General features: G+C 42.5%; 21 protein-coding genes and 2 pseudogenes. 3 read left to right on the top strand and 20 right to left on the bottom strand.

Features of this window, described 5'->3' with window-relative positions; translation table 11 throughout:
• Positions 1–11: 11 nt before the first annotated feature.
• A complete protein-coding gene (adh, locus tag EKN16_RS06880; RefSeq protein WP_125654856.1) occupies positions 12–1,532 on the bottom strand; it encodes an aldehyde dehydrogenase in 1,521 nt (506 codons plus the stop codon).
• 229 nt (positions 1,533–1,761) lie between these two features.
• Here adh and EKN16_RS06875 point away from each other — a divergent pair, with 229 nt between their 5' ends.
• A complete protein-coding gene (locus tag EKN16_RS06875; RefSeq protein WP_125654854.1) occupies positions 1,762–3,522 on the top strand; it encodes a sigma-54-dependent Fis family transcriptional regulator in 1,761 nt (586 codons plus the stop codon).
• A 113-nt stretch (positions 3,523–3,635) separates the two neighbouring features.
• Here the strand turns inward: EKN16_RS06875 and EKN16_RS06870 are convergent, their stop codons facing one another.
• The 3 genes from EKN16_RS06870 to EKN16_RS06860 all read right to left on the bottom strand — a co-directional run bounded on the left by EKN16_RS06870 (position 3,636) and on the right by EKN16_RS06860 (position 7,351).
• Entirely contained in the window at positions 3,636–5,330 is a 1,695-nt protein-coding gene (locus EKN16_RS06870) for a M3 family oligoendopeptidase (RefSeq protein ID WP_125654851.1), read from the bottom strand.
• An 84-nt stretch (positions 5,331–5,414) separates the two neighbouring features.
• Complete coding sequence (locus tag EKN16_RS06865) at positions 5,415–6,320, bottom strand: tyrosine-type recombinase/integrase (protein WP_331852372.1); 906 nt, start codon at positions 6,318–6,320, stop codon at positions 5,415–5,417.
• Between the two features lie 497 nt (positions 6,321–6,817).
• The gene (locus EKN16_RS06860; protein WP_125654849.1) at positions 6,818–7,351 is read right to left on the bottom strand and encodes an NUDIX domain-containing protein; all 534 of its coding nucleotides are present in this window, start codon (positions 7,349–7,351) and stop codon (positions 6,818–6,820) included.
• Between the two features lie 158 nt (positions 7,352–7,509).
• On the opposite strand from EKN16_RS06860, the gene EKN16_RS06855 reads away from it, so the two are divergent.
• Complete coding sequence (locus EKN16_RS06855) at positions 7,510–8,085, top strand: 5' nucleotidase, NT5C type (RefSeq protein ID WP_125654847.1); 576 nt, start codon at positions 7,510–7,512, stop codon at positions 8,083–8,085.
• Between the two features lie 302 nt (positions 8,086–8,387).
• On the opposite strand, the gene EKN16_RS06850 is transcribed toward EKN16_RS06855, so the two are convergent.
• From EKN16_RS06850 to EKN16_RS06825, 7 genes are all read right to left on the bottom strand, one after another.
• On the bottom strand, positions 8,388–9,044 hold the full coding sequence (locus tag EKN16_RS06850; protein ID WP_125654845.1) for a FusB/FusC family EF-G-binding protein: 657 nt from the start codon (positions 9,042–9,044) through the stop codon (positions 8,388–8,390).
• A gap of 445 nt (positions 9,045–9,489) precedes the next feature.
• A complete protein-coding gene (locus EKN16_RS06845; RefSeq protein ID WP_125654843.1) occupies positions 9,490–11,061 on the bottom strand; it encodes an amino acid permease in 1,572 nt (523 codons plus the stop codon).
• A gap of 57 nt (positions 11,062–11,118) precedes the next feature.
• A complete protein-coding gene (locus EKN16_RS33440) occupies positions 11,119–11,247 on the bottom strand; it encodes a hypothetical protein (RefSeq protein ID WP_260182826.1) in 129 nt (42 codons plus the stop codon).
• A 151-nt stretch (positions 11,248–11,398) separates the two neighbouring features.
• On the bottom strand, positions 11,399–12,814 hold the full coding sequence (locus EKN16_RS06840; RefSeq protein ID WP_232016262.1) for a sensor histidine kinase: 1,416 nt from the start codon (positions 12,812–12,814) through the stop codon (positions 11,399–11,401).
• A gap of 829 nt (positions 12,815–13,643) precedes the next feature.
• Positions 13,644–14,471 carry a MerR family transcriptional regulator gene (locus EKN16_RS06835; RefSeq protein WP_125654839.1) on the bottom strand — a complete coding sequence of 276 codons (828 nt, stop codon included), beginning with the start codon at positions 14,469–14,471 and terminating at the stop codon, positions 13,644–13,646.
• A 98-nt stretch (positions 14,472–14,569) separates the two neighbouring features.
• The gene (locus EKN16_RS06830; RefSeq protein ID WP_125654837.1) at positions 14,570–15,367 is read right to left on the bottom strand and encodes a lipid II flippase Amj family protein; all 798 of its coding nucleotides are present in this window, start codon (positions 15,365–15,367) and stop codon (positions 14,570–14,572) included.
• 120 nt (positions 15,368–15,487) lie between these two features.
• Positions 15,488–16,225, bottom strand: coding sequence for a YheC/YheD family protein (locus tag EKN16_RS06825; protein ID WP_125654835.1), 738 nt, complete (start codon positions 16,223–16,225; stop codon positions 15,488–15,490).
• A gap of 132 nt (positions 16,226–16,357) precedes the next feature.
• Between EKN16_RS06825 and EKN16_RS06820 the strand changes: the two genes are divergently transcribed.
• Positions 16,358–17,059 (top strand): succinylglutamate desuccinylase/aspartoacylase family protein, encoded by a 702-nt coding sequence (locus EKN16_RS06820; protein WP_125654833.1) that lies wholly within the window; start codon positions 16,358–16,360, stop codon positions 17,057–17,059.
• 542 nt (positions 17,060–17,601) lie between these two features.
• On the opposite strand, the gene EKN16_RS06815 is transcribed toward EKN16_RS06820, so the two are convergent.
• The 9 genes and pseudogenes from EKN16_RS06815 to EKN16_RS06780 form a co-directional block, all read right to left on the bottom strand.
• Positions 17,602–18,585, bottom strand: coding sequence for a phosphotransferase enzyme family protein (locus EKN16_RS06815; RefSeq protein ID WP_125654831.1), 984 nt, complete (start codon positions 18,583–18,585; stop codon positions 17,602–17,604).
• 389 nt (positions 18,586–18,974) lie between these two features.
• On the bottom strand, positions 18,975–20,321 hold the full coding sequence (locus EKN16_RS06810) for an ABC transporter substrate-binding protein (RefSeq protein ID WP_311547069.1): 1,347 nt from the start codon (positions 20,319–20,321) through the stop codon (positions 18,975–18,977).
• A 41-nt stretch (positions 20,322–20,362) separates the two neighbouring features.
• Positions 20,363–21,529, bottom strand: coding sequence for an efflux RND transporter periplasmic adaptor subunit (locus EKN16_RS06805; RefSeq protein WP_311547067.1), 1,167 nt, complete (start codon positions 21,527–21,529; stop codon positions 20,363–20,365).
• Between the two features lie 25 nt (positions 21,530–21,554).
• Positions 21,555–22,388 (bottom strand): carbohydrate ABC transporter permease, encoded by an 834-nt coding sequence (locus EKN16_RS06800; RefSeq protein WP_375782074.1) that lies wholly within the window; start codon positions 22,386–22,388, stop codon positions 21,555–21,557.
• A gap of 74 nt (positions 22,389–22,462) precedes the next feature.
• Positions 22,463–23,314 carry a carbohydrate ABC transporter permease gene (locus tag EKN16_RS06795; RefSeq protein WP_125654827.1) on the bottom strand — a complete coding sequence of 284 codons (852 nt, stop codon included), beginning with the start codon at positions 23,312–23,314 and terminating at the stop codon, positions 22,463–22,465.
• Between the two features lie 51 nt (positions 23,315–23,365).
• Positions 23,366–23,824, bottom strand: a pseudogene (locus tag EKN16_RS06790) (M15 family metallopeptidase); the annotation flags it as partial.
• Complete coding sequence (locus EKN16_RS32125; protein ID WP_164522700.1) at positions 23,755–23,916, bottom strand: hypothetical protein; 162 nt, start codon at positions 23,914–23,916, stop codon at positions 23,755–23,757. The pseudogene EKN16_RS06790 and the gene EKN16_RS32125, both read right to left, overlap by 70 nt.
• Before the next feature lie 97 nt (positions 23,917–24,013).
• Positions 24,014–24,946 (bottom strand): annotated as a pseudogene (locus EKN16_RS06785) (ATP-binding protein); the annotation flags it as partial.
• 42 nt (positions 24,947–24,988) lie between these two features.
• Complete coding sequence (locus EKN16_RS06780) at positions 24,989–26,269, bottom strand: ArsB/NhaD family transporter (RefSeq protein ID WP_125654823.1); 1,281 nt, start codon at positions 26,267–26,269, stop codon at positions 24,989–24,991.
• Between the last annotated feature and the right edge of the window lie 71 nt (positions 26,270–26,340).

Raw genomic sequence — 26,340 nt, 5'->3', positions numbered from 1 at the left:
CCAGCCCCGTATTAGAAGAATCCAAGGGCGTTCGGGCTGTAGCTGACGAGTAGATTTTTAGTTTGCTGGTAATGAGAAAGCATCATTTTATGATTTTCTCGACCGATACCTGAGCTTTTATATCCCCCAAAGGCTGCATGAGCGGGGTAAGCATGATAGCAGTTGGTCCATACCCTACCGGCTTGAATGCCGCGTCCCATTCGGTAAGCTGTATTCATATCTCTCGTAAACACCCCGGCACCGAGTCCATATAACGTATCGTTGGCAATGGATAACGCTTCTTCCTGATCCTTGAACGTTGTGACAGAAACAACAGGTCCGAATATTTCCTCTTGGAAAATCCGCATTTTATTATGTCCTTTGAAAATAGTCGGTTGAATGTAGTACCCCTCGGAAATGTCACCACCTAGCGAAGCGAGCCCACCGCCAATTAGGCATTCCGCCCCTTCTTCTTTCCCAATGCTGATATAGCTTTGGATTTTGTCCATTTGCTCGGTAGAAGCTTGTGCACCGATCATCGTATCCGTATCAAGCGGATTTCCTTGCTTAATGGCTGCTACACGCTTCAATGCTTTCTCCATGAAACGATCATATAACGATTCCTGAATGAGCGCTCTCGACGGACAGGTACACACCTCTCCTTGATTTAAGGCGAACATGGCGAATCCTTCGATCGCTTTGTCAAAGAACGCATCGTCCTTCACGCCCACATCTTCAAAAAAGATGTTCGGTGATTTACCCCCGAGCTCCAAAGTGACAGGGATCAAATTCTGCGAAGCATATTGCATAATTAATCGGCCTGTCGTCGTTTCACCTGTAAAGGCGATTTTGGAGATTCTGCTGCTTGAAGCAAGCGGTTTACCTGCTTCGAGTCCGAATCCGTTCACGATATTCAATACACCAGGTGGAAGCAGATCCGAAATGAGCTCCGCAAGTACGAGGATCGAAGCTGGTGTCTGCTCGGCCGGCTTAAGTACGACAGTATTCCCAGCTGCAAGTGCAGGGGCAAGCTTCCAAGTTGCCATAAGTAGTGGAAAGTTCCATGGGATGATTTGCCCTACGACACCCAACGGTTCATGATAATGATAGGCTACCATATCCTCATCTATTTGACTGAGCGTCCCTTCCTGTGCGCGAATAGCGCCAGCGAAATAACGATAATGATCGATTGCTAGTGGCAAGTCTGCTGCGAGTGTCTCGCGCACCGCTTTACCATTATCCCAAGTCTCGGCTACGGCCAACATCTCAAGATTAGCTTCCATGCGATCAGCGATTTTATTAAGAATAATGGCACGCTCGGTTACTGAAGTACGTCCCCATGCATCTTTTGCCTCATGTGCTGCATCCAGCGCGAGTTCGATATCTTCTGAAGTAGATCTTGGAATTTCGCAGAAGACTTGGTTGTTGATCGGTGATGGATTATCGAAATATTGCCCTTTTATGGGTGCCACCCATTTGCCTCCGATAAAGTTTTCATAGCGTTTCTTGAAGGTTACCTTTGATCCATCTTGACCCGGTTGCTCATAAATCATATGTCCATCCTCCTCATAATAGGTTACATATTCTTATAAGCAAGAATCGTGCCAACGTTAAAAAATGAGTCTAATCAGCTATTTTGTAAGCGCTCTTAAGTGGTCAGTTCCAAAATGATACACCAACAGTGTTCCATTTTGGGACATTCTTATCATACAGACTGTATCATTGCACTTAATATGTTATGATCAAATTACGAGTACCGAGATTACCTTGGAGGTGTTATTAATGCTTTCTGTGGAGGGTCATGACCGGACGAAAGTAATGAATCAATCTTGGAAGCGCTGTCAAGATTTTGGGCTGGCACCTTCCGATCCTTGGGATGATAACCTACTAAGTGAAACCCGGATTCGGGAGCTTCTTGACCAAAGGGGTCCTATAGTCAAACATGCTGAACAAGTGTTCGAACGAATGAGTTCCTTCATCAAGCAAACGAAACAAATTGCGATGCTGATCGATGCAGAAGGCCATATTGTTCACTCCGTTGGCGACCCGGACTTCTCGTGCAAGGCAGGGCTTATTCAACTAAAGGTAGGTGCCAACTGGGAAGAACGCAGAAAGGGCACCAATGCGATCGGCATTGCGCTTGCTGAGAAAATGCCGATCCGCGTCCACGCTGGTGAACACTATTTTGTGTCGCATCATTTTCTAACCTGTGCATCCTCGCCCGTCTTCGGAACTAATGGAGAACTGTTAGGCGTTGTGAATATAAGTGGCAAACAAGAAAATTTCCATGATCATTCACTAATGATCGCTTCTCTTGCTGCTGATTCACTGCAAAACAGGCTGATTGTCGAAGATTCCATGAAGGAGCATCTAATCACCTTGAAAGAACTCGATTACACCGCGCGTAACCATCCGATGCCACTCCTAACATTAGACAAGGATAACCGGATCATACGTGCCAATCAGGCAGCACTCCATGTTGTGGGCCGTGATGCGATCGGGAAGGAATTCAATAGTCACAAAGGGTTTGCCGTGGAGACGATCCAGGATTATCAAGGTAAGTCATGGCGGTCTGTGGCTATCCGCAAGCCACAATCCGGAGATAAACACCTCTATACATTTGAAGATATTGTCGGCAGCTGTCCTTCGATTCTGCAGCGTAAAGAATTAGCCTATAAGGCAGCATTGACCGACTTCCCTGTTTTATTGTTGGGAGAAAGCGGCACAGGAAAAGAACTGTTCGCTCAGTCAATTCATACAGCTGGGCCTCGTAGGGACCAGCCATTCATCGCAGTAAATTGCAGCGCCATTCCAGACAGTCTAGTTGAGAGTGAGTTATTTGGGTATGAGCGAGGGGCTTTCACAGGCGCAAATCGGGAAGGCCAAATGGGTAAATTCTCGGCCGCACATAAAGGAACGCTCTTTCTGGACGAGATCGGAGATATGTCGCTTCGCGCACAGGCCGCGCTGCTGAGGGTATTGCAAGAAGGTATCCTTACTCCGGTAGGCAGTGTCAAAGAGCGATCCGTCGATGTCAGAATCATTGCTGCTACGAACCGCAATTTGACCGAGGAAGTGCAAGAAGGCCGCTTTCGCGCGGATCTATACTATCGGCTGAAGGGCATTCAAGTTACTTTGCCGCCGCTAAGAGAACGAAAAGATTTGTTGATGCTGGTTCATGCTTTACTGGAGAAAAATAGTCAGAGGATACCTCTTTTGACGGAAGCTGCACAGCGGAAGCTGCTTGACTATCATTGGCCAGGCAATATTCGGGAATTGAACAGTGTTCTTGTGCAAGCAACCTTCCTCTCCGATGGCGGATCAATTAGTCCTGAGCATTTGCCGATTGAGAACATCGACCAACGATTACCTGCAGAAGATCGTTCAGACGTTGTGACTTCCCTGCAAGACGCGGAGATCGCTGCCATTAAACAGGCACTTCGCGTGACCGAATGGAATGTGCGCAAAGCAGCGGATTTACTCAAGATCGGCAGAACGACTCTGTATAGAAAGATTGAAGAATATGGAATCGTATTCTTCTGAACCCATGTCTGTTACTCGAGTATTAATCATATACAGCACCAAAAAAATGAAGGCAGCCACCCGTTGTAAGCTGGAGATGGTTGCCTTCATTCTGTATACTGCCGTAACTTTATTTAGAGAATTGAGTCATCCACGTTATCTAACCAGCGCTCAATACTGCCGATTACCGACGTGACACAGCCATCCTCGAACGGTGAGATAAGACCTGCTACCTTCGCAAGCTCCGTGAAAGACAAGCTTCCTCCTTGACGGCATAGATTCAAGTATTCTGTCCACGCGGCGGAACGGTCCTCATGCATCTTCTTCCAGAATTGGAACGCACATAGTTGAGCAAGGGTATAATCAATGTAGTAGAATGGCGAGCTGAAGATATGCCCCTGCTTATGCCAGAAGCTGCCCTGTTCCAAATATTCGTTGTCCGCATAATTGCGATGAGGCAAATACTTACGCTCAATGTCGCGCCATGCTTTCTTCCGATCGGCTAGTGTTGCATCTGGATTCTCATACACATAATGCTGGAATTCATCAACCGTCACACCGTATGGGATGAAGATCAAGGAGCCTGCCAAATGTGCGAACTTGTATTTGTCCGCGTCTTCCTCGAAGAATAAATTCATCCAAGGCCATGTGAAAAATTCCATGCTCATCGAATGAATTTCGCAAGCTTCATAGGTCGGGAAGCTGTATTCAGGCACCTGGAAGCTTCTGCTCTCATACACCTGAAAGGCATGGCCAGCTTCATGTGTTAGGACGTCAATATCACCGGAAGTACCGTTAAAGTTAGAGAAAATATAGGGTGCGCCGTAGTCACTGATATAGGTGCAGTAGCCACCACCTTGCTTCCCTTTCTTGCTGTTAAGATCCATTAGCTCGTTATCTTGCATGAAAGTAAAGAATTCGTTAGTTTCCGGAGATAGTTCAGCGTACATCTTCTCCCCGTTCTTCACGATCCATTCTGGATCGCCCTTCGGCTTCGCATTGCCAGACTTAAAGCTGAAGCTCTCATCGTAATAAAGCAGCTCATCCAGACCAATCCGTTTGCTTTGGCGCTCCTTCAACTTCGTCGCAACTGGCACAATATGCTCCAGTACTTGGTTACGGAAGCTGATCACCATCTCAGCATTGTAATCGGTACGGGACATCCGAGCATAGCCGAGCTCAACAAAATTGTCATAACCCAGCTTCTTCGCGATCTTCGTACGCACCTTGACCAAGTCATCATAAATGCGGTCGAATTTCTCCTCATTCTCGGCCATGAAGCTGCTCTTTGCTTCCTCTGCCAGTCTCCGGGTCTCACGATCAGTTGATTGCGCATAAGGAGTAAGCTGAGATAGCGTCCGCTCCTCCCCATCAAAAAGGATTTTCGCAGATGCGATAAGCTGGGAATACTCCGTCTGCAGCTTATTCTCCTGCTGCAAATCTTCAATGATCTCCGGGCTGAACGTCTTCAGCGAGAGCTCAGCAAGCTGGAACAGCTGCCTGCCCCACTTATCCTCGAGCTCCACTCTGAATTTCGAATTTACCAACGCATGATAATAGTCGGTTATGTATTCCTGCACGACCGGACCAACAGAGTCAAAATAGTCCTGCTCCGCTTTATAGAATTCATCATTTGTATTGATAGAGTGACGAATACTTGCAATTTGCTGAAGCGTATCAAACTCGCTGCGAAGCTTGTTAATGTCAGACATGGCTATGTCCTGCTCTTCATAACTGCTTGCAGAAGTGAATAAAGCTAGCAGCTGCTTGAAGTTCTGTTCAAAAACTTTGACATCCGGACGTTCATAAAGATACTCGCTGAATTTCATAGTGCTGGCACCTGCCCTCTCTTTAATGTTAAATTCATCGCCTGAATATGTTACATACGCTCTGCTCTCACCCAAGCGAATCTGTTAAACCATAGCTAATTGAGGAACCTTAATCGTGGTCATGGCGGTACGTTTTTGCTCGTCATTGATATGGGTATAAATCATCGTAGTTTCAATCGATGCATGGCCTAAAAGTTCTTTAACGATTCGTATATCTACATTATTATTCAGAAGCATCGTTGCAAATGAATGCCGTAGTTTGTGACAGGACAACTTCAAATCGCTCAAATGTGGATGGTCGTTTTTATAATCAGCAAAGATTTGAGTTGCAATCTTTTGAATCTGACGTATAGAAAGCCTTCTCCCTTTCTGGGAAACGAAAAAAGCATCTTCCTTTTTACTATAGGGACTAATTCTTTCCTTTTCAACCTTCGTGAGGTACTGAATTAATAGGTCTGGAAGCGGAATTTCATTCCATTTTCTCCCCTTACCCAGCACTTCTAATGTCCCTTTTGCCTTTTTAAAATGAGACAGATTTATTCGGTGTACCTCACCCACACGCAATCCGCAGTAGCCCATCAAAAGAAAAATCGTTAAATTCCGATCGCGATAACGACCATCCACATAGCTTAGTGCCTTCTCAAGCTCGTTCTCTTCCAAATAAACCGGATTCCTGTTTTTCTCCGTTTTAGACTTTTTCACTTCTAATGCAGGGTTTCTTGTTGCAAGCTCAAAATCAATTAATGCAGTATAAAACGACCGGATAGCTGAGAGTGTTCGATTCCTCGTCTTATCCCCCGCTGTTCCCTGCTTGGATACTAAAAAACCAACAACGTTCATTTTTCCCGCCTGCTGTACCGGCATTTCTTCTAATGAGAGTAGATAGTCATTCACTTCCCTCAAATACTCTTTTTTCGTCGTTTCTGTATAACCGGATTGTTTCATCCAAATTGTAAAAGCTTTCAGCGGTTTTGAGTAGGTTTCTTCCACTACGTAATTTCTAGTCATTGCAATCACTCAAAACATCCATGTATAAATCTCTCTTCTTATCCTATTTTTTGTAGAAAAACTCAGTTTCCCATAGAAGATCTAGTAGACATTGACCCCATGATCCATTCATTAAATCGATTGTGGACGAAAGTGCGCAAAATACGTGTTTGGCGCACTTATTATAGCACATATGTTCCCGAAAAGGAATAAAAACTCCCACCATTTATGCTTTTTATAGCTATGATCATAGCTGCAATAATAGTTTGCAGCATTTGTCAGCAAATCTTCTGAGATTACCATGTTATTCGGAGTTACTTATCTTCTTGCCTAGAAGAAGCCATCGACTATCTAGAAGCCCGAGCTTGCTAGTGATATGCTCAAAGCAAAACGTCTCAAATACTGAAAAAACAGCCCCCTCAGAAGGGAATGGTTTACGCTTTGTTCCTGTTGATACAGTTTCAGTACCATAATAAAAGCCTTTCTTTTTGGAAGAGGTGTTATTTAGCACTTGAATTACGAATTGTTTTAGCTAATTGATATAGTTCAGCTAAATCATTTCTTCCCACCTGTTGGAATTTATTCACTGCATCTTGGACAGACATACTTTCAACTGCAACGACTTTTTCACCATCTGCGGGAATCTGCGGTAATGATACTAATTGGACTTCTCCATACCCAACTATTCTGTAAAATTCTGGATGTGGCAAGTGAGGTTTATATGGTTGTAGATGATGCGAATAACACTTCCAACCGCCAAAAGGATGAAAAGAATGTAATGTCGCCCCTGCTTCTTCAATGAGTTCACGTTTAATCGTATCTAGATAATATTCACCTTTTTCTAAGGTGCCACCTGGTATTTCCCACTGTCCATTTTCTAACCGAATAACCACACATTCATTATTTACAAATGGAACAATATTGACATTTGATATTAAATGACTTTCAGGTAAATCCATCCTAAATTCCAATTCAATTTTACCCCATATCGCTTTTTGGAACAGGTTGGGATAAAGCTCTCTTATTTCTGCCATAGATAATATCCTCCTATATAAAAACGGCTGCCTTTTTCTGATATTATTGAACTCACTTTAATGATTCCCTTATGAAACATTTAAAAAATATAATCCAACATATGCTATACTGGGTTCGTAGAAAAAACTAGTAATTTATAGTTAGGAGCTGTTAACTAATGCATATTGGGGTAGATTTAGATAACACAATTCTTGATGCCACTTCAGCTCATTTACACTATTATAATAAAGCGTCTGGATTATCGTTAACTCCCGACGATGTTAATGATTTTTATTTATACCGTCTATATGGATGGGCTGAGGCAGAACGTGATGCCATTTATAATAAATATGGGCATGATATTCATTGGAACTCGTCACCTTTACCGATGGCAGTAGAAATATTACAGCAACTATTCAAACAGCATCAAATATCAATTATTACTGCTCGACCCTTACTTTTTCGTGATGTTACCATTGAATGGCTTAAACTCCATAAGATTAATTATCACAATATTACACTTACTGAAAACAAGCTCCAAGAATGTATGATTTCAAAGGTAGATGTGTTGATTGATGATGGTCCTCACTATGCAGAGGAGTTTGCTCTTGTAAATAAGCCAGTTATTCTATATGATCAGCCATATAATTTGTCCGTTACTAATGACTTCGTATATCGTGCTTCAAACTGGATTGAGGTAAAAAAGCAAATTGAATACCTAGAATCTAAACTAAACTTGATTAATAAAAAATGAATTTCCATAATGAAACTATTCCGGAACCCGTCCCCTTCAATTTTTGATATGATCTGGCGAGCTGTTTCAAAATTCATGGTCACTCTCCAGGTTCCTCCTTCAAATTTCCATTTCATCCTTTTACAATTCGATTGAAATACCAAATAATCCTTTAGTCAAGAAACTGGTTCGATAATGATGCTTCAATGAAAGCTTTCATGTTCCGGAAATTTTCCTCACAAAAAATCCCCGTTGCTTTGCGAAATGTTAACCGCAAGGCAACGGGAATTATTTTTTATTCTAAGCTTCCATATCTGGTGGGATCAATATCCCACAACGTCATGAATGAATTTTTCCAATGCGGTGACATCCGTGATGTTTTTGTTGCAGGTGTCGCTGTTCACACACAAATAGTTGCCGATCGCCTTATAGTAATCTGGAGAAGCGTTAGCCGGTTTCGATTTGGTGATCGCCGAAAATAATGCAACCTCTTCATGCCGATTGCATAAGAAGCAAATGCTTTTCTTATTCACCGGGGTATATCTTCCTTCAACCCCAACGAGTTGACCGTTCAGATAATAAACGAGGAACAATTTGTTCGTCGCGATATCGGTCCAGCCAAGATAAGTAACATAGCGGTAATCGATTGCTGCTAAATCAGGAACCTTCAGTTTTTTGATTTTGGGGAACAGCTTCTTAAGCTGCTTCTCCGTCACTTCCACAAATTCCGTCAAATATGGTTCCAACGAAAGCAAATACTGCTGGAATTCACCCGCCGTATTTATCGTTGATATCTTCTCCAGCATTTGCAATTGGAGCTCTGTCACATCTGGGAACGCTTCTACAATTTTGGATTGTGCGCTATATTTTACCGATTCCAACACTTTCCGATCTGAAACGGTGTTGCAAGCATTCTGCAGCATAACGGCCTGCTTCTTGATCAAGTTATATTGATGGTTTCTAATAAATGGTTTTACCATTGCTTTTCAGCCCCTTATTTAATATGAAAGGAATAAGGTGCAAAGCCTATTATTAGAAACGATATTAGCTCTCTCGGGCGACAATGTTAACGATAACTGTCATGCCCCATGCAAAGTATCGCCCTACTATTAGGCTTTGCATGAGCAGATACTTATTCTGGCAAATTGTTTTGCCATCTATACCGACCTCCCTTTTACTGACGATTATAAAATAATTCCAACCTTTGTTTCAACTCTTTTGACGAATTAATTCGGCCGTCTAATTTCCTTATTACTTGATCGACAAGAGCCAATCAAGCATTAGACATTTTCGGCTCGAAGCGTAAATGTGGTGTTTTCGGATGGCTTGTCCTCTTTGAATAGACCTGGACTTTTAGGTAAAAGCGACTTCTTGATCTATTAACAACAAAAAGGACCGCCGCAGCGGTCCAAATCCATATTTGTACTACTGCTTCGCCCTATGCGAATTCGTGTTGCCCGGTAATGAATTGCCGCCCTCCAACTCCCTCTCCCGCTTTAAAATCTCATCCATTGATTTATTCAGCGCGGCCTGCGGTCCTTGGAAGTTCTTTTTATAGTAGGCAAAATCCATAATAACCAGGAGCAGCAGCATGCCTCCCAAGGCGTAACCCGCCATTTGATTCGGTGGAATGACCATGACGATACAAATGAATACGATCCAGATGAGCGAGACGATGGAGATAAAGTCGCTATATTTACCGAGGTTCCAAGGGCCGAGATGTTTAGACTGGAATTTGCCTTGGGACTTGGCGAGCAATTTGAGCAGGATTGGAATGCCATAGGCGACGTATAAGCCGACCACGCTTACCGCGGTTAAGAATGCAATGGTTGTATATGTAGCGTCGGGATTGACAGTTTTGATAATGTAATCGACTAAAGCGAGCAGGAAGGAAAGAATGATCGCCAGCCAGATCGCTTTGGCTGGAGTTCTGTATATTTTGGAGATTTGCGCCCATTGGTTGCTGAGGGGCATTCCTTTATCGCGCGAGAAGGCGTACATCATACGGGAGAAGGAAGTGATCGAAGCCAATCCGCAGAACCACATGGCAGCTGTGACCAGCCACAAAATAACAGATCCGAACGTACCGCCCAGTGCTTGGCTGATAACATAGATGAAGGCATTGTCTGAGCCTGTCGCTGCGCTTGGATCTTTGATTGAGAGAGTGACGAATGCGAGCATAATGAACCCAAATACGAAGGAGTAAGCTACGGAAGTGAAGATCCCCCACGGCGCTCGCACTCGCGGATTGATCGTTTCTTCGATGGTGTGTGCGGAAGCGTCGTACCCTGTAAATGTCCACTGTGCTTGAAGGAGACCGATTAAGAAAGCTAACATGTATGGCTTATCAGAAAATGTCTGCCCCACGGTGAACAAATAATCGACGCTGTTTAATCCTCCTTTCGTGAAGAAGGCAAGGGAAGCGACAAGCACCGCAACGATAGCGATGTGATACCACGCGGAGAAGTCATTGAGCTTGGAGACAATCTTGATACCGATATGGTTTAAAATGCCGTGAGAAAGCAAGATGATCGTGAACGCGATGAGTACGGTGGTATTATTAGATTCGTAACCAAAAACGCTCGCAAGCAGAGGGTCGGCGAACAGAGCAACAGAGTAGTCGATCCCGGCCACAATCCCAATCTGTCCGATTAGGTTAATCCATGCTGTGTACCAGCCCCAGCGCTTGTTCTTCAGAATAGCTGCCCAATGGTACAGCGCTCCTGCCGTCGGAATCGCGGAGGCCAGCTCGGCCATGGCAGCTGCTATGAACATTACGAACAATGCAACAATCGGCCAGCCGAAGCCCATCATGCCAGGTCCACCATAGGTCAATCCGTGTCCGTATAAGGATACCGCACCTGTGAGAATAGAAATGATCGAGAACGAAATGGCGAAATTAGAGAAGCCGCCCATGCTGCGAAGCAATTCTTGCGCGTAACCGAATTTATTTAAGTCTTGTTTATCCTTATCTTGGTGGTCGACATGTGTACTCATAGTTTACCTCCCTAAGGTAACAGCTTCTCAATTCATAAACGCAAAACCCACGTTTCTTCATTTACCCAGGAAGCTTTCATGTTCACTTTCGTCGTAATTTTTAATACTGTTACCAGCAATACGAACAATCCACCATGCAAAACAACAAGCCACCGCCACTAAAACAAGACCGATCGCCAGATTCATCCATGCCACCTCCTTCTTTCCTTTCTCGTAATCCTCTCATCCATTCTAAAAGGGTTGGATCACGGTAATGGACAAGTTGTATGCGCTTGCTGAAGTTTGTATGAGATAAACCCCTTAACGAGATCACTAAATCATAGCGACTCAAGGGTGTTTATTCGCAGATAGGAAGAACAATGAGCGGGAATGTGATCTGAATGACCGTCCCTTTTATATCTGAATCGATACACATGATACCGTCGAGATTTTCCTGTATGAGCGTTTCTGTTATTTTTAAGCCTAAGTGACTTTTACGATCTGTTTCCACCGTCTTATCTATGCCGATACCGTTGTCCGACACCCGCAATCTGGCAATTTGGCCGCTGTGCTGTACCGCGATTTCAATGTCACCTTGCTCCCTGTCTGCAAAAGCGTGTATCACGCTGTTCTGAACCAGCTCGTTCACCGCAAGAGCCAGTGTCGTTGCCATACTTGACGGTAGAACCAGTTCGTCCCCCGTAATCGCGATTCGAATCGCCTGATCCGGCTTAGTACTTGAAGAAATAATATTTTTCGCGATCCGATCCACCACATCATTAAATTGAATCGTATCCAATCCCTCGAACGCGAGCATCTCATGAATAACGGCTATGCTGTTAATCCGGTTGATGCTGTCACGGTACACCTTCTCGATTTCAACCTGCTTCGTTCTACGCATTTGCAAGCGGAGGAGGCTGGATACGGTTTGCAGATTGTTTTTGACACGATGATGGATCTCTTTAATGACGGTCGATTTGATGATTAGCTGCTTCTCTTTTTCCTTGAGATCGGATATGTCCCGAACGAGCATAAACCCGCCAACCGTCTTGTGATCCTGGTACATCGACACTGCTTTTAACTCTAGCGCGACACTGCCGATCTGGAACTCTTCCTGCAAAATACCGGTTTGTCTCAGCATATTCGCATTTTTCAACCTGCCATAAAACAATTCCTCAACACTCCGGCCCTCCACCGCGCCAACTTGACCGATGTCCTGCAGCAATTCACGGCCGCGAGTGTTCGTGTAGGTGACGATCTCATGTTCATCAAAAAGAACAATACCTTCATGCATCAACGATTGCATTCGGCCTTCCGACATCGCGACCCGGAGCAGCGTCTCGCTTAACTGTTCGTTCGTTACCATTAACCGTTCTACATTCTTTTCCTGTTCGATCGTGTAGGATATATCTCGCTCCATTATGAGCGCGCCGATCACTTTACCACTCCGTGTGGAAACCGGCACGACGTTCTGCTGCATCGCGACCTGCTCTTGCGAAATGCCGCGGGACCCGATCACTGGCTTGCCCGACAGCAAGCAAAACATTACCGCAGGCTCATTATGCGCATAAGCACAATGACCCACAACCGAGGTTCGGTACAGCGACAGAGCGGTGGAAGGATGGGCCTGAGCCACAACCAGCGCCGTACTTTGGTCCGCGAGTGGACAATCGATGAACACGTCCGACTGCGACACATCTGCAAATACTTGCAAATGGCGTGTGAGATTTTCTATAACCAGTGCCTCTTCTGCCGTCAAAAAAGTGTGCTCCATACACAATTCGGTGACCGATCCCATATGAAATCCCCCACAGCAGCGTATTTGACTGTATTTCATTCTATTCGAGAAATACGACAACTTGTCAGGGAAGTCATTTTATTATTTCGGTAAAATGAATCGCTTCAATTTTGTACCGTTCACATCGGTCGTGACGGTGGTGCTTGCTTCCGTATTTTGAAAGAAGCAACAATCGTGTTGCAGAAGCTGTCGATCTTCCTGTCGGTGTTCGGCGTTGTGTTCATCTTTATCATGAAGGGGAGCAGCATCGAGAAGTTACGGTGTATCATCTGATCGGCTCAGTACTGCTTATATCGAGGGTTATTGAAACGAATCGCTTGGCGCGGAAGAAGGAGGTCAATTGTATTGTTATACGGATCGTATAGAAACATGTTGGAATATGGCTCAACCTTAAAATCAGCGCTTGATCAATTTTCAATCATTCTGTTCTAAGAGCAGACCATATGATACCAATGTAAATTAGACCTACTATTAGTACACCGACAATTACCGCTGAAGATATGAACACCCAGTGACGGGCAACAAATCGGAGTAGCTTTTTAATTAATTCTAGTAAACTCTCTTCTTCCTTCAATGAAATTCCTCCCTCAACTACTTTCAAATTTGATTGGTTTCTAATATGTAGTAAAAATGAAAAAATATCTCTTTTCAACACTACTCTAAGACGAGACAAATTGAGGTAATGTTGCTTTAAACTGTCCGTTCGTATGACCCAATGAAGTTATTACCTAGTGGAGATCATTTGCGTACTTAGCTGCACGATCATGAAGGCCCCTTCCCGATTTCAGGAGGGGCCTTCATGAATTTATCCATTTTTTTGTGAATATAGAAATTCACTAACGGAATTACTTTTGAGTAAAAGAAAACTTGCCAAGGCTGCATATATCATTTGGAAAACCGTCACAATCATTAGCCCTTGCGTCATCATGGATACATACTCGCTAGTAAGCAGCATCAAATTCAATATGATACTGAGTACGGCACCAACAACAAATAGATAACGAATCCAGGTAACACCTGCAAATAAAGCGATAGATACAATTACTTGAATGAGCAATGAAAAAAAACTGAAATTTACAAATGCTGAAATTAGTGCAGATATAACATTGATAATAGAAATTGAACTTACAATGATTTGGCCCAAACGATATTGCCGTTTTTGCTTCGCCAGATAGAGATTGTACTGATGCTCTCTTTCTTCCTTGCTTTCACTATCAAACCTTCCGAAATCAGGATCAATATCCCGCTTGGGAAGTGGCAGGTTTGCCGACATACTCTTCAGTCTTACAGCAAGCGCATTTACATCACTAAGCAAAGCGATATCGATATTATCCAGCGTCTGAACGATAGAAGCTTTAGCCTGTGCATCAGCTGCCAGCTTGATCTTATACATCGAAACTACTTCCGCTATTCGGGTCGGTGCTTCCTTCATTTCTTTAATCTCATCTATAGAGAAGAACATCTTCCGCAAATCGGCAATCGTGATAAGCTCCGCTACGTCCTGTTCAGAGTAATCGCGGTATTCTCTTCCATTGATCAGACTTGACTTGGGACTTAATAAATTTTCTTCCACGTAAAAACGAACTGTTCTCTCGGTCAACCCTGTCCGCTTGCAGACCTCTTTCATTTTCATAGAATCACCCTTCCTAAGGATATTCTACATTCTTACCTAACGTAAGTGTCAAGATGATGTCGTGGTCTATCGCTAATCATTATCACCATTTATGTATTTTATAAATATGGAACAATCGCTTTTATCCAATAGGCTGCGGGTATGAATATGATTTGTGCGAATAACGTACCACAAAATCTAGAGAACATGAGAAAACCAAAAACTTTATTAATGGATGATAACTTCGCCTCTTTTCTCAGGGCCTTATCTGTCAATAATGCTACCTGTGGATCAATCAGTATGGTTAATAGTATAGTGGCCAATCCGTTTATTAATCCCGAGGATTGCGAAGCGCCAATGCTATATTGCCCAGGTAAAAACGTTGCATATAAGGCCGCCAATACGCCTACGGTAAAAATAGCAGTCACCAAACCGTTCATAAGCATCAATCGTTTTGGGACCCCGCCTGCACGAAGTCGCTGAACCATTTCCCATTTCGGCATTCGAAAATGGTAGGGAATATTGCGCATGACATTGACTCGGAATCCGTCTTTAACCATTTTGGGGATTGATCCGGCCTTCTCCAGATGTGATACCATACGTCCTGATAACCCTACAAAAGTAGGAAATAAGCCTATTGCTATTAGTGTACCAAGGGAAGCTGCAGCTAATATGATTCGAAAATTCCCAGCTAGGTCAAAATCCATATGATTTTTGGCAAAATCAACGACTTTACCAGTCATCGTTCCCTGAGCGATATTAGACGTTCTAGAAATAAGAACAATCATGCCCGTTAAAGAAAGTGCTATAGCTAACTTACCTGTTCGAATTCCAGCCATTCGCACCGAATAAGAGAGTGTTTCAGCACAATGGATAATTAAAGTAAGCAAAGAAATGAAGACGATTCGTTCAACCATTGGAATAACCTCCAGCTTTGTTTGAACTTACCCTTCTTATAATATAGGTGTTACATTTTTCTAAAAGAGAAACTTTCTTCATTTTATTTTCCTATTTTGATGTGTCTATTGAGCATAACTTTATTTACCACGACCATACGCTTTTTGATAACGGCATATCTTCTCATATATACGCTTATCTTTTAGGCTCTTGAATCCATAAATAGCAGGTCGAGTATTGGCCTCCAAAATCCAGGGATGTGCACGCTCATCAATCCCGATATCCAAACCCAATTCTTTAATAGCAGGAAATGTTTTGTTCAATTGACTGGCTACCATTATCCCCAGACTTTCCAACCCTTTTCTAAAAGTGCGTATATTGGGCACATGCATTTTCAGTAAAACCTCAATCGGCTCAGAGCTGCCGCCTTTACATACATTGGTTACGATCTTCTTCGGGTGTCCTAATCGACCGATAATCCCTGTCGTTTCCCATTTCCCTTGAGGGTTCTTCTGCACCATAACCCTTAGATCAAAGCGCCGTTTGCTGTAACGCAATAAATGAATACCGTGTTGAATGATATATGGGGTGCTTGACGTCATCTTTTTTATAGAATCGAATAATAGGTCGAATGTTTTGAACGTCGTGACAGTGGTTTCCAACTGATATTCATATTGGCTAGGTCCCAACTTTTCCACCCGTATGACCCCATTGCCGCCCGTTCCGTTATTCGGCTTTACATACAGCATTTTGTACTTATCCAGCATCCTTTTAAGTGTTGGTCTATTGAACAAACTTGTCTCAGGAACATTCGGTCTTAGTTCGCTATTGGTATTCAGTGATTTACTTACGTTTTGTTTGGTTGCAAGACTAGGCATTAATAAACCATCCTCTCCGATCATTCTTGATCCCTATAAAGATATGTGCCTGCGGATATTTTTGCTTGCACATTTGCCCGGTGCCATTGTTTCGTATCAATCATACTGTAAAATATTGCGGAGGTGATTTAATTGCGTATCATCAAAAAACAATTAGCTGAGGACACCCAATTCGAAACTCCATACTTCATGATTAGAGGGAATGCAGAAGGAAACAAGGTTATGATCACAGCTGGTGTTCACGGAAATGAACGTGCGAGTGTCATCGCAGCCAAAAAGCTGCTGAGTATGCTGAAGATGGAGTCTATGCGTATCCATAAGGGAACGTTGATTATTGTTCCCATTGTAAATCAAGTCGCTTATAAACGACATATCCGCGGAGTTCCAGATTTGAACCGAACATTCCCGCGTAACATTAAAGAGAAGGCTCGCCATCCACTTTCGGCTGCGTTATTTCAATTAGCCAAGGATTACCAACCGGATTGGTACATTGATCTTCATGAAGCCAACGATTTGTCTAGTTTAGATCCGAGAGTTTTAGGGCAGACACTCATCACAAACCCCGGGAGTAAAGCTGTACCTACAGTAAAACGGGTTGTAAATCGAATAAATCGCTCTATAGTTCCGCCGGCTAGGCGGTTCACGATTAAGTTGAGCATTTTACCGGGTTCAGGTCGTAATGCAGCTAACCGCTTACTTAAATCGAAGTCAATTACTGTGGAGACCTGCTGGAGTTTACCTGTTTCAAACCGTGTACATTTTCAATCCAAAATACTACATTATCTTTTGGATGAAGCAGGGCTCTACTCCAATTTATCGAATTCGTCATCATAGGTGGACATACTTAAAATATCATGTAATCGTTAAGTTCGGACTTTTATAACAAAAAGAATGCCTATGAAGTTACAAGTATCAATTGGATGTCTGCCGAGTCATAGACAGTTTTTCTTACAATGTCCCCTCGTTCCCCTGCAGCACGGTCCCCTTTGTCCCCACTCTACTTTTATTTCATAGGGTGATTGGTCAAAAAACAAACGAACACCTCCTTCTTAATAGTATAAGGATAGAATAGAAATATTTTACACTTTCCCCGTTATAAATGTGTAGCTTAACATAGATTGGATGCAATACGCGGATCTCCAAGCTGCTATAAATGAAAAGACAGTAAGCAGGTTGTGAAACCTACTTACCACCTATTTTATCTATTGATATTTCTGAGATAAAACTCACGCTTCGATCTGCCACCTATTGTGAACGCTACGTGAAGAAGAATGGCAGACTAGAACATTGTCGTCTAGTCTGCCATTACGCTTTATACATGTAATTTGCTAGCTATCATTGATTAAACACAATTCAATACTCCCCTCGGCGTTTCCTTAAATCTCCTGTCCAAAGCAAGAAGTTTTATCTTCCAGATGCCTAGTTAATCTCCCTCTCAATTGTATCAACCAATCCGGTTCATTAGCCCATTGTTCGGATATGGATCTTAGGATACGAGTATACCCATATAAATTAGCAAACCGCCTGCAAGCTGGCACAATTGAAAGAGAATCATCTGAGCAATCATATTCAGTGAGATATCCTTCCATAAAGCACTGTTTTTTATGGCTAAACATTTCAACTGGAACATCACCCTGCAAGCTATCAAGAGATTGCTCAATATCCATCGCATACCAGTGATACATAGCATCATCAAAATCAATAATGTTACAAGATTTCGTTTCTTCATCAAAGAAAACATTATCAGACTCAAAGTCATAATGAATAAGTCCATAATTACTTTTTGTGATAGGTATAGAAGAGAAATAATCCTGCAATAACCTTGTTTCTGCCAAAGCTGCTGTTTCCTGTGGAAAATCAACCAGTGTATTCTCAATCCAATTTAAAACATCGCGGTATGACCATCTCTTGTGATTAATAGGTGTATATTCACTAGATAAATAATGAAGTCTTCCGAGCGCTTTCCCAAGGCTGAAAACAACGTTATCGTTAAAATCAGTCTTGTTAATCTGTTCGCCTGCTACACGTTTAAATACGGAAGCAAAGTACTCGCCCCATGGTGTTTGGGCTTCTACAAGCTCTTCCCCAGCTTTTGATACAACGGCTTCTAGTACCCCATATTGTTTGGTACGCAGATATGCAATAAAATCGAGTTCTGCTAAAATATTTTCTTTACTCTTCTCCGTTTTTGGGGCAAATCTTAATAGCTGGGTATTCCCTTTGAATTGGAACGGATAAATCGCGTTTGAGGATATTCGATAATACTGAAACATATCCATAGATTCGTTATCAAAATCCCAATTTCTCAAAAGCATTTCTGCTGCATTCACATCATTGAAAAGATATTTTAGCTTCAACATCGTCTACAACTCCTCATTTTAAATGAATAGCCCTATTTTTGAGCGCAAAAAGACCGCAAGGCTATGCCTGCGGTCTACTAATCCTTATAGGAGGGTAAGAATCCAAAACAAACAGACCCTCTCCATGAACAGGAAAAATGAGCAGCAATATCCTTTATATGGGCAGACTAACTATGTCTGCCTCCAATATTCAGTTAATGATCACCTTAAAAATAACAATAGTAGTAATAGCCCGGCTTTTCATGCCGATCACTCCCTTCAAAAACAAGTTACTACCATACTACAATAGGATATAACTGGAAGAAACTTTTGAATATTGACCTGTTCTATTATCGACAAACTAAAAAAGCTTGATTTCTCAAGCTTTCCCCTATACTGGATATTTCTCTTTATTCGTTTAAGTAGGTTGTCACTCGGTTCTGGATCAATTTTGCTACTTCCTTGGCAGTCTTTTGACCGCTGAAGAATGATTTGGACTCCTCTTCGATAATCGACAACACTTTATTGTCCGTTGATGCCAAGCGATCCGCTGTATTGATGAGCTGTTTGAACGATGCAAAGTCTTCTTCCGATATCTTAACTGCTTTCCCTGATGGAAGTTTATAGGCGCCACTTTTCACTTTTTCATGCATTTCATTCATCTTCTTCTCATTCACGGATTTAAGGAGTGAAAATCCTTCTCTCTCACTTAAGGATTGCGCTTCTTCGGATAATAAAAAGGAAATAAACTTCCAAGCTTCCTCTTTAACCGATGATTTGTCTTGTATGGCAAGCTGAAAAGGGGTTAAGAATGTAGTTCCACTTGGTTCCCCTTCGGAATGCGGCCTTTGCAGCAGCTTCGGATTCGAGTAGAACCTATGCGGTCCATCAATAAAGTCTTCAGGCCAGAACAAGAAGGTGGAATAGAACAACTGATTTCCGATATCCGCTGGTTTTGAAGTCATGATTTTATCATCATACATTTTTTTAATATGCAGCATCGTTTCCTCGAATAAGGGAGAATCAAACTTTGCTTTCTGCGTTACCTGATCGATGAAATCCGTATTATTATTCTTCACTTGTGCCAGAAGGAAAAATTCCGGCGTGTCATTCGCTAAGGCGTAGCGATGTTCTTTGCTGCTGTCTCCCTCCTTTTGTATGAGCTGCTGCGAAATATCCTCAAACTGCTTCCAGGTCCAGTTCTTATCATCGAACTTCACGCTCGTCTTCTTCAGAATGTCTCCATCTCCTACGAATGTCCCTACGTAGAACGAGGAAGGCATCACATACAAGCCGCCATCTACTTTCAGAGCTTCCAAAATGTTTGTTTGCAAATTACTCTTATTCAGTGTTTTGTCTTGTTCCATCCAATCATTCATGTTCATGAGAAGCTTCTTGCTCACATATTTGCCGACAGGCAAGCTGCTCATTTCGAAAATATCAGCGCCTTTTCCTGATAGTAGTGCTGTATTCGTCGTTTTTATGTATTTTTCAAAATCACCCTCCCCCCATTTTTCCCCTTCTTGTTTAAAGATTTGGAATTGCAGGTCAATGTCAGGATACTTCTTCTCAAATTTCTTCTCTACTCCGAGGTAGAATGCGTCCGGTCTTAGTAGAGATATCGTGACGACCGTCTTCCCATCTTTGGATTTTGGTTTCTCTTTGCTGCCTAAACCCCCGTTACCTCCAGCACTGCATGCGGTTGTAGCCGCCAGCAAAATACAGATACATACAATCAATAGTCGCTTTTTCATCATATGACTTCCTCTCCCTATCTTTATATCGTATACGTGCATAGCTATTGCAAACGAACCCGGTTGCCATCTTGCAAAGGCTCACTGCTCTCCAAAATAATCAGATCACTCTCATTAAAGCTAACTGCTTGAACTATCGTTTCTTTGTCATTCGATTCACTGGAAAGAATGGTAACTTTTCGTGCAACAAAGACATTCCCTAATGCGCCCTGCTGCTCTTCGATTTTGTAAATATACTTGCCTTCCCGATCTTGATGAATCGCCTTATTGGAAATGATAAACCCGTCCTGCTGTGAGCTTTTCGTGAGTTTGACAAGTGCTTGCTCACCGCCTTTCAGCTCGGTACCAACGACTTTCACGCGAATAACCTTCTGTGATATCACTAGAGTCTTATTCGTCTCTATATCATTCGAGTTCTCTGTGCGCGGCTCTGCATTTACGATCTCGGTAATTATGCCTTCGATGATTCTCGTCTGCTGATCTAACATCATATGAACTTCAACCTCAATCTTCTCTCCAACTTGAACCCCTAAGTCAGTTAATCGCTGCGCATCGGAGGGAAATTCAAACAGATAACCCCCACTGTTACTCGAAATATACACATCTGGTTCCCCCATAGACGATAATCCCTCCACGGCATTCAGCTTCGTAATAAGACCATCGAATGGAGCTGTAATTTCCTTTTGGTTAGTTAAACGGTCTCTCAAATCGCTAATTTTTCGTTCCTGAACGCCCATATCGAGTTTACGTGTTTCCATATCGCGGCTTACGCTGCGAATCTTCGTTTCATCTCCTTCCATTTTCGATAGAATGAACCGATCTTGTATACTTTGCAGATCGATTGTTTGCTTTGCCAACTGTGTCTTCTCATCTTGCAATTCCCGTTCGGCAGATTTACTGTCATAGATGATAAGCCTTTGCCCCTTCTTTACATGATCACCTTCTTTCACGAGAATCGTTTTGATTTTCCAACCAGCAGGGTTTAATAGTTTTGCTTCCACAATTGGCCGCAGAACTCCACTTCCTTCAAGCGTATGTACAAAACTGCCCATTGCCGCCCTCTCCGTGGTCACCTTCGGTAATGTCAGCGACTGCAGTGTATTGCTGAATAGTGTGAAAAGCACTAATAACCCCATAAAAACAGTAAAAATGATTTGAATTTTACGTTTGCGCTTACGATCTTTAGGCACTTCTGTTAGCTCCAATTCCACATCTCCGTCCTCCTAACCGCAGCAACTATCCTTTGATGCCAGACAATTGAATGCCTTCAATAAAATAAGTTTCCGCATACAGAAATAACAGTACCATCGGAGTCATGTAGAGCACGGATGCAGCGAATGCAACACCCTGTTCGCCCGTATTAATTCTTGATAAATATACTGATAAAGGCTGCATGAACGGATCATCTAGAAAAATAAGAGGCTGCTCCACCATATTCCAATAATCGACGAACAATAGTACGACTAGTGCAGCCAAACCTGGTTTAATCATCGGAATAATAATCAGGTAAAAAATTCGCAAATGTCCAGCTCCGTCCATCTTCGCTGCTTCAATATAGGTGTACGGAATATGCAGCATGGACTGCCTGAGCATAAACACGCCGAAAGCAGCAAATATCCCAGGTAATATAATGGCATTCGTACTATTCAGCAACCCAAGCTTATCGGCCATAATATAATTCGGCACCAGCGTTACTTGAAACGGCATGAGCATCGTTAAGACATAGATGAGAAACAACGATTCTCGTCCCCGGAATTGCAGCTTACCAAACGCGTACGCAGCAAGCGCTGATACTAGCGTCTGTCCGATGATAATCGGCACCACCATGAATACCGAATTCCAAAACATAGTTAGATATTTAGGGCTATTAATTAATATTTTGCCATACTGCTCCAGCGAGACTTGATCTGGCAGCAGCTTTAAATTAATAAAAGGATTCGCTGTTCCTGCAGCTGTTTCGTTCATTTTCCCTATCAACCCATAATTAATACTGATTTCCTGCTCTGTCAGCAATGAATTGGTGAATGTGATTATAATAGGGAAAATAAGCAGCACAGCGATTGCAGTCATGGCAATTGTTAATGCATATTTTTGCAGTACTCTTGTACTTTTCAATAGATTCCCCCGCCCTATTCCATAAACTTTCAGAAACGGCGTTCAAGCGCAAACAGCCCTATAACAAGAAGCAGAATGCAGCCCGTCATCATCGCTGCCGCCGCAGTCAGCTTCTGAATATCCAGCGACATGAACATGTTGTTCATATAATGCTGCAGCATATAAATACTGTCATGCGGATAATCGCCTGCGATCAAGTACGTTTCCCTGAACACTTTGAATGAGTTAATAATAGACATTAAGATGACTAAGAACATCGTCGGAGTCAAATAGATGAGCGTTATTCTACTAAATTGCCGAAAACGTCCAGCTCCTTCAATTTGAGCGGTTTCGTAATAATCCTTCGGAATTTGCTGCAGCCCCGCCAAGAACAGAATGATGTTATAGCCCATGTTCTTCCACAGATAGATGATGATGACAACATTGCGCGCTGCATCTGTCTTCATCCAATCCACACGGTCGAATCCGAAATCATTCATCCAGGCATTAAGTGACCCGTTCCAATCGAGCAGCATTTGCCAGATTAGAATGATCGAAGCGACAGGGACGACAAGCGGCAGCACATAGGCCGTTCTCAGCCAGTTTCGTAGATATATATTCTGATTCAGCAGCATTGCGAGTCCCAAAGACAGTACAAGCATGATCGGAACACTAACTGCGGTAAAATAAAACGTATTGGATGCCGCTTTACGAAATGAATCGCTTGCGAGCAGCTCGCGGTAATTATCCAATCCAACGAATTGGCTGTCGACCGTACTATTCATAAAGGAATAGAAGACCCCCATTGCAAACGGAATGAGGTAAAACAAAGCAAACCCTATACCACTCGGTACGAGAAACAGGAATGCCGCTGATGTATCCCTTCGAAGCCATTTTTTCATTGTTGTATTCATCATGGATATCCTTACTTTCTTTAGATTCGTACAAGCTTATCAGGGGTACACGGTCACAATGATTCCATCCCTATTGTTGCCTGAAATGTCATACTGGCGATTTGTCGGCACTTTAATCGTCATTTTTTTGGAGACAGGATAATAAGAAACTTCGTATTTCTTACCATCAACACGAACCGAAATGACTCTTTCTTTTCTTAAATAATCCAAATATTGTTCCAAAACAAAATGATGTTCTTGCATAATAGCGCTGTGAGGCATACCAATATAGCGATAATGCCAAGGTTCATATTGAATACCCGTGATAGCTGTTTTGTCTTCTGGATAGCGTAAAATAAAACCGTATTTCCAAGCATTTTTCTTAAGCCACTTTCCTTCAGGCGCTTTATTCATTTCCATTTGTGTAGAGCCAATATCCAGGGATAAGCCTAAATTATGTTCGCTGTAACCCGCTGGTAAAGCATAAGCTGAACCCTTTTCTTCATAAAGCTGGCTTTGCTAGGATACTCCTGTATGATCTCCGCTTTCTGCCCAGTGGCTTTAAAGCCCAGCAGCAAAAGTACGACAAACAAAAAAACCCACTTCTTCATCCACAGTTCCCTCCTGCCTTCATACATAAAGGATAGAGAAAACTGTTTAAAAAGAAGTAGGGTAATTATAAAATTTTTCTTAAATTAGGGATTTGGATTATAAACCAGATTCTTTTGAAGTGGATTCTTGCGGTAGACGTACCTCAAAGATCGTACGAATCAAATTACTTTGGGCGGACACCGTCCCATTATGCTGCATCACGATATTTTTAGTAATGAACAATCCAAGACCTGTACCCCCGCCTTGATCTGTTCGTGCTTTGTCGCCCGTATAAAACATTTCAAAGAGATGCGGCAGCTCTTCTGGGAGAATATGATCACCATAATTAACCACTTGAATGACCACCTCTTCTTCATCCAGATAGCCATTTATATCTACAAACTTTCCGTCACTTCCATAACGAATGGCATTCGTCAGCAGATTCTCAAATACACGTGCCAACAGTTCTCCGTCACCCCATATATGCAGACGCGGCGTCACATTCATTCGAGCGATGAGATGATTTTTCTCAAAGACGGGATATAATTCTTCGTTTAATTGATTGAGCAGTTCAGTTAAATCTATGGGTTCTCTTTCAATGGTAAGCATGCCGTAGTTCATTCTTGTTATCTCGAATAGTTCATCAATAAGCTTCTCTAAACGTTGAGACTTGTTAAAAGCAATGCCCGCATAATGTCTGATTTGTTCGACAGTCAAATGATTGTCCTGAAGAATGAAGTCTAAATAACCTAAAACTGAGGTCAGCGGCGTGCGCAGATCATGAGCCAAATTCAAGACCAATTGATCTTTACTACTTTCAGCAAAATCTCCTCTTTCTACCGCTTCTCTTAACTTTTCACTTGCTAGATTAATGTCTGTAGCAATATCCCCGAACTCATCCTTTGATGAAATTTGAACACGACTTGTAAACTCACCGCTCGCGAGATCATGAATGCCATTGGAAATCTTGTTGAAATAGGTTTCATAAGGTTTGGTTAGTAGAAAGAAAAACAAAATCGCAAGAGGAATAAAAATAAGCAAAAATACGCTTCACTATGTGCATCCCCTATCATCTACGTAAAATTATCCCCTCTACATTAAGTATCTAATGTATATATAAAAGGTCGATATTACAATAGAAATCAGCATCAGAGGAAAACCATATTTGAAGAACTGGAGAAACTTTATGGGATGCCCCTCCTTACCCGACATACCCGCAACGATAAGATTGGCACTTGCACCGATTAATGACCCGTTACCGCCTAAACAAGCACCTAACGCAAGGCTCCACCAGACCGGTTCCAAATTGCTGACACCCATATTGCCCATTTCTTGGATCATGGGAATCATGGTTGCGACAAAAGGTATATTGTCCAAAAACGCTGATGCAATAGCACTGAGCCACAAGATTAGTAAGGAAGTTGCAATCACGTTTCCATTCGTCAATTCAATAGCTTGTGCCGCTAGTTTGGCGATTACTCCTGTTTCAATCAATCCCGAAACAAGTACGAACAATCCCACGAAGAAGAATATCGTCATCCATTCTACTTTAGTAAATGCTGCTTCCATCATATGTTCACCGGTAAGAAGCAAGAGAAGAAAGGCGCCGACTAATGCAACTGTAGCCGACTCCAGGTGCAGTGACTGATGAAGGAAGAATCCAACGATGGTCAGTCCCAGTACCGTTAAACATTTACGCAGCAATTTGTGATCAGCGATAAGCTCTTTTTCATTCATATCCATAATGCTTTTCGTTAATTCAGGTGTTGTTTGAATTTGTTTACGAAAAAGTAAAACAAAAATGGGGATGTAAATAATCATAACTAACGCTGCGACAGGCGCCAGATTGTTGATGAATGCCATAAAGGTCAATTCCTTAACCGCACTCCCAATCATAATGTTCGGTGGATCCCCAATTAGCGTTGCTGTGCCACCGACATTAGATGCAATAATTTGCGTCAATAAGAAGGGTATTGGAGGCACTCGTAATTGGCGCGTAATGCTAAAGGTTACAGGTACCATAAGAAGCACTGTTGTCACGTTATCTAGAAATGCAGAACCTATTGCAGTAATAAGTGCTAGTGCAATCAGAATCCGGACTGGATTACCTTTCGATTTCTTTGCTGCCCATACTGCGATAAATTTAAACAGACCCGTGTCGGCAGTAATACTTACTATGATCATCATGCCAATAAGTAGCCCGAGCGTATTGAAATCAATATGATGTAATGCTGTTTCTTGATCCACTATCCCAAGCGTAACCATGATAAGCCCACCGATCATGGCTATAATCGTGCGGTGAATCTTTTCTGAAATAATAAGCGCGTAGATAACAAGAAAAATTCCGATTGCCCATATAGCTTGCTGCTCCATAATTGAATCCTCCGATTTAAAGCTGCTTTAAAGCAGTTTTCGTCTCTTTACTATTTACATATAAATCCTGA

Source organism: Paenibacillus baekrokdamisoli, assembly GCF_003945345.1.
Classification (GTDB): Bacteria; Bacillota; Bacilli; order Paenibacillales; family Paenibacillaceae; genus Paenibacillus_Z; species Paenibacillus_Z baekrokdamisoli.
This window is presented reverse-complemented; position numbering and strand designations above follow the sequence as displayed.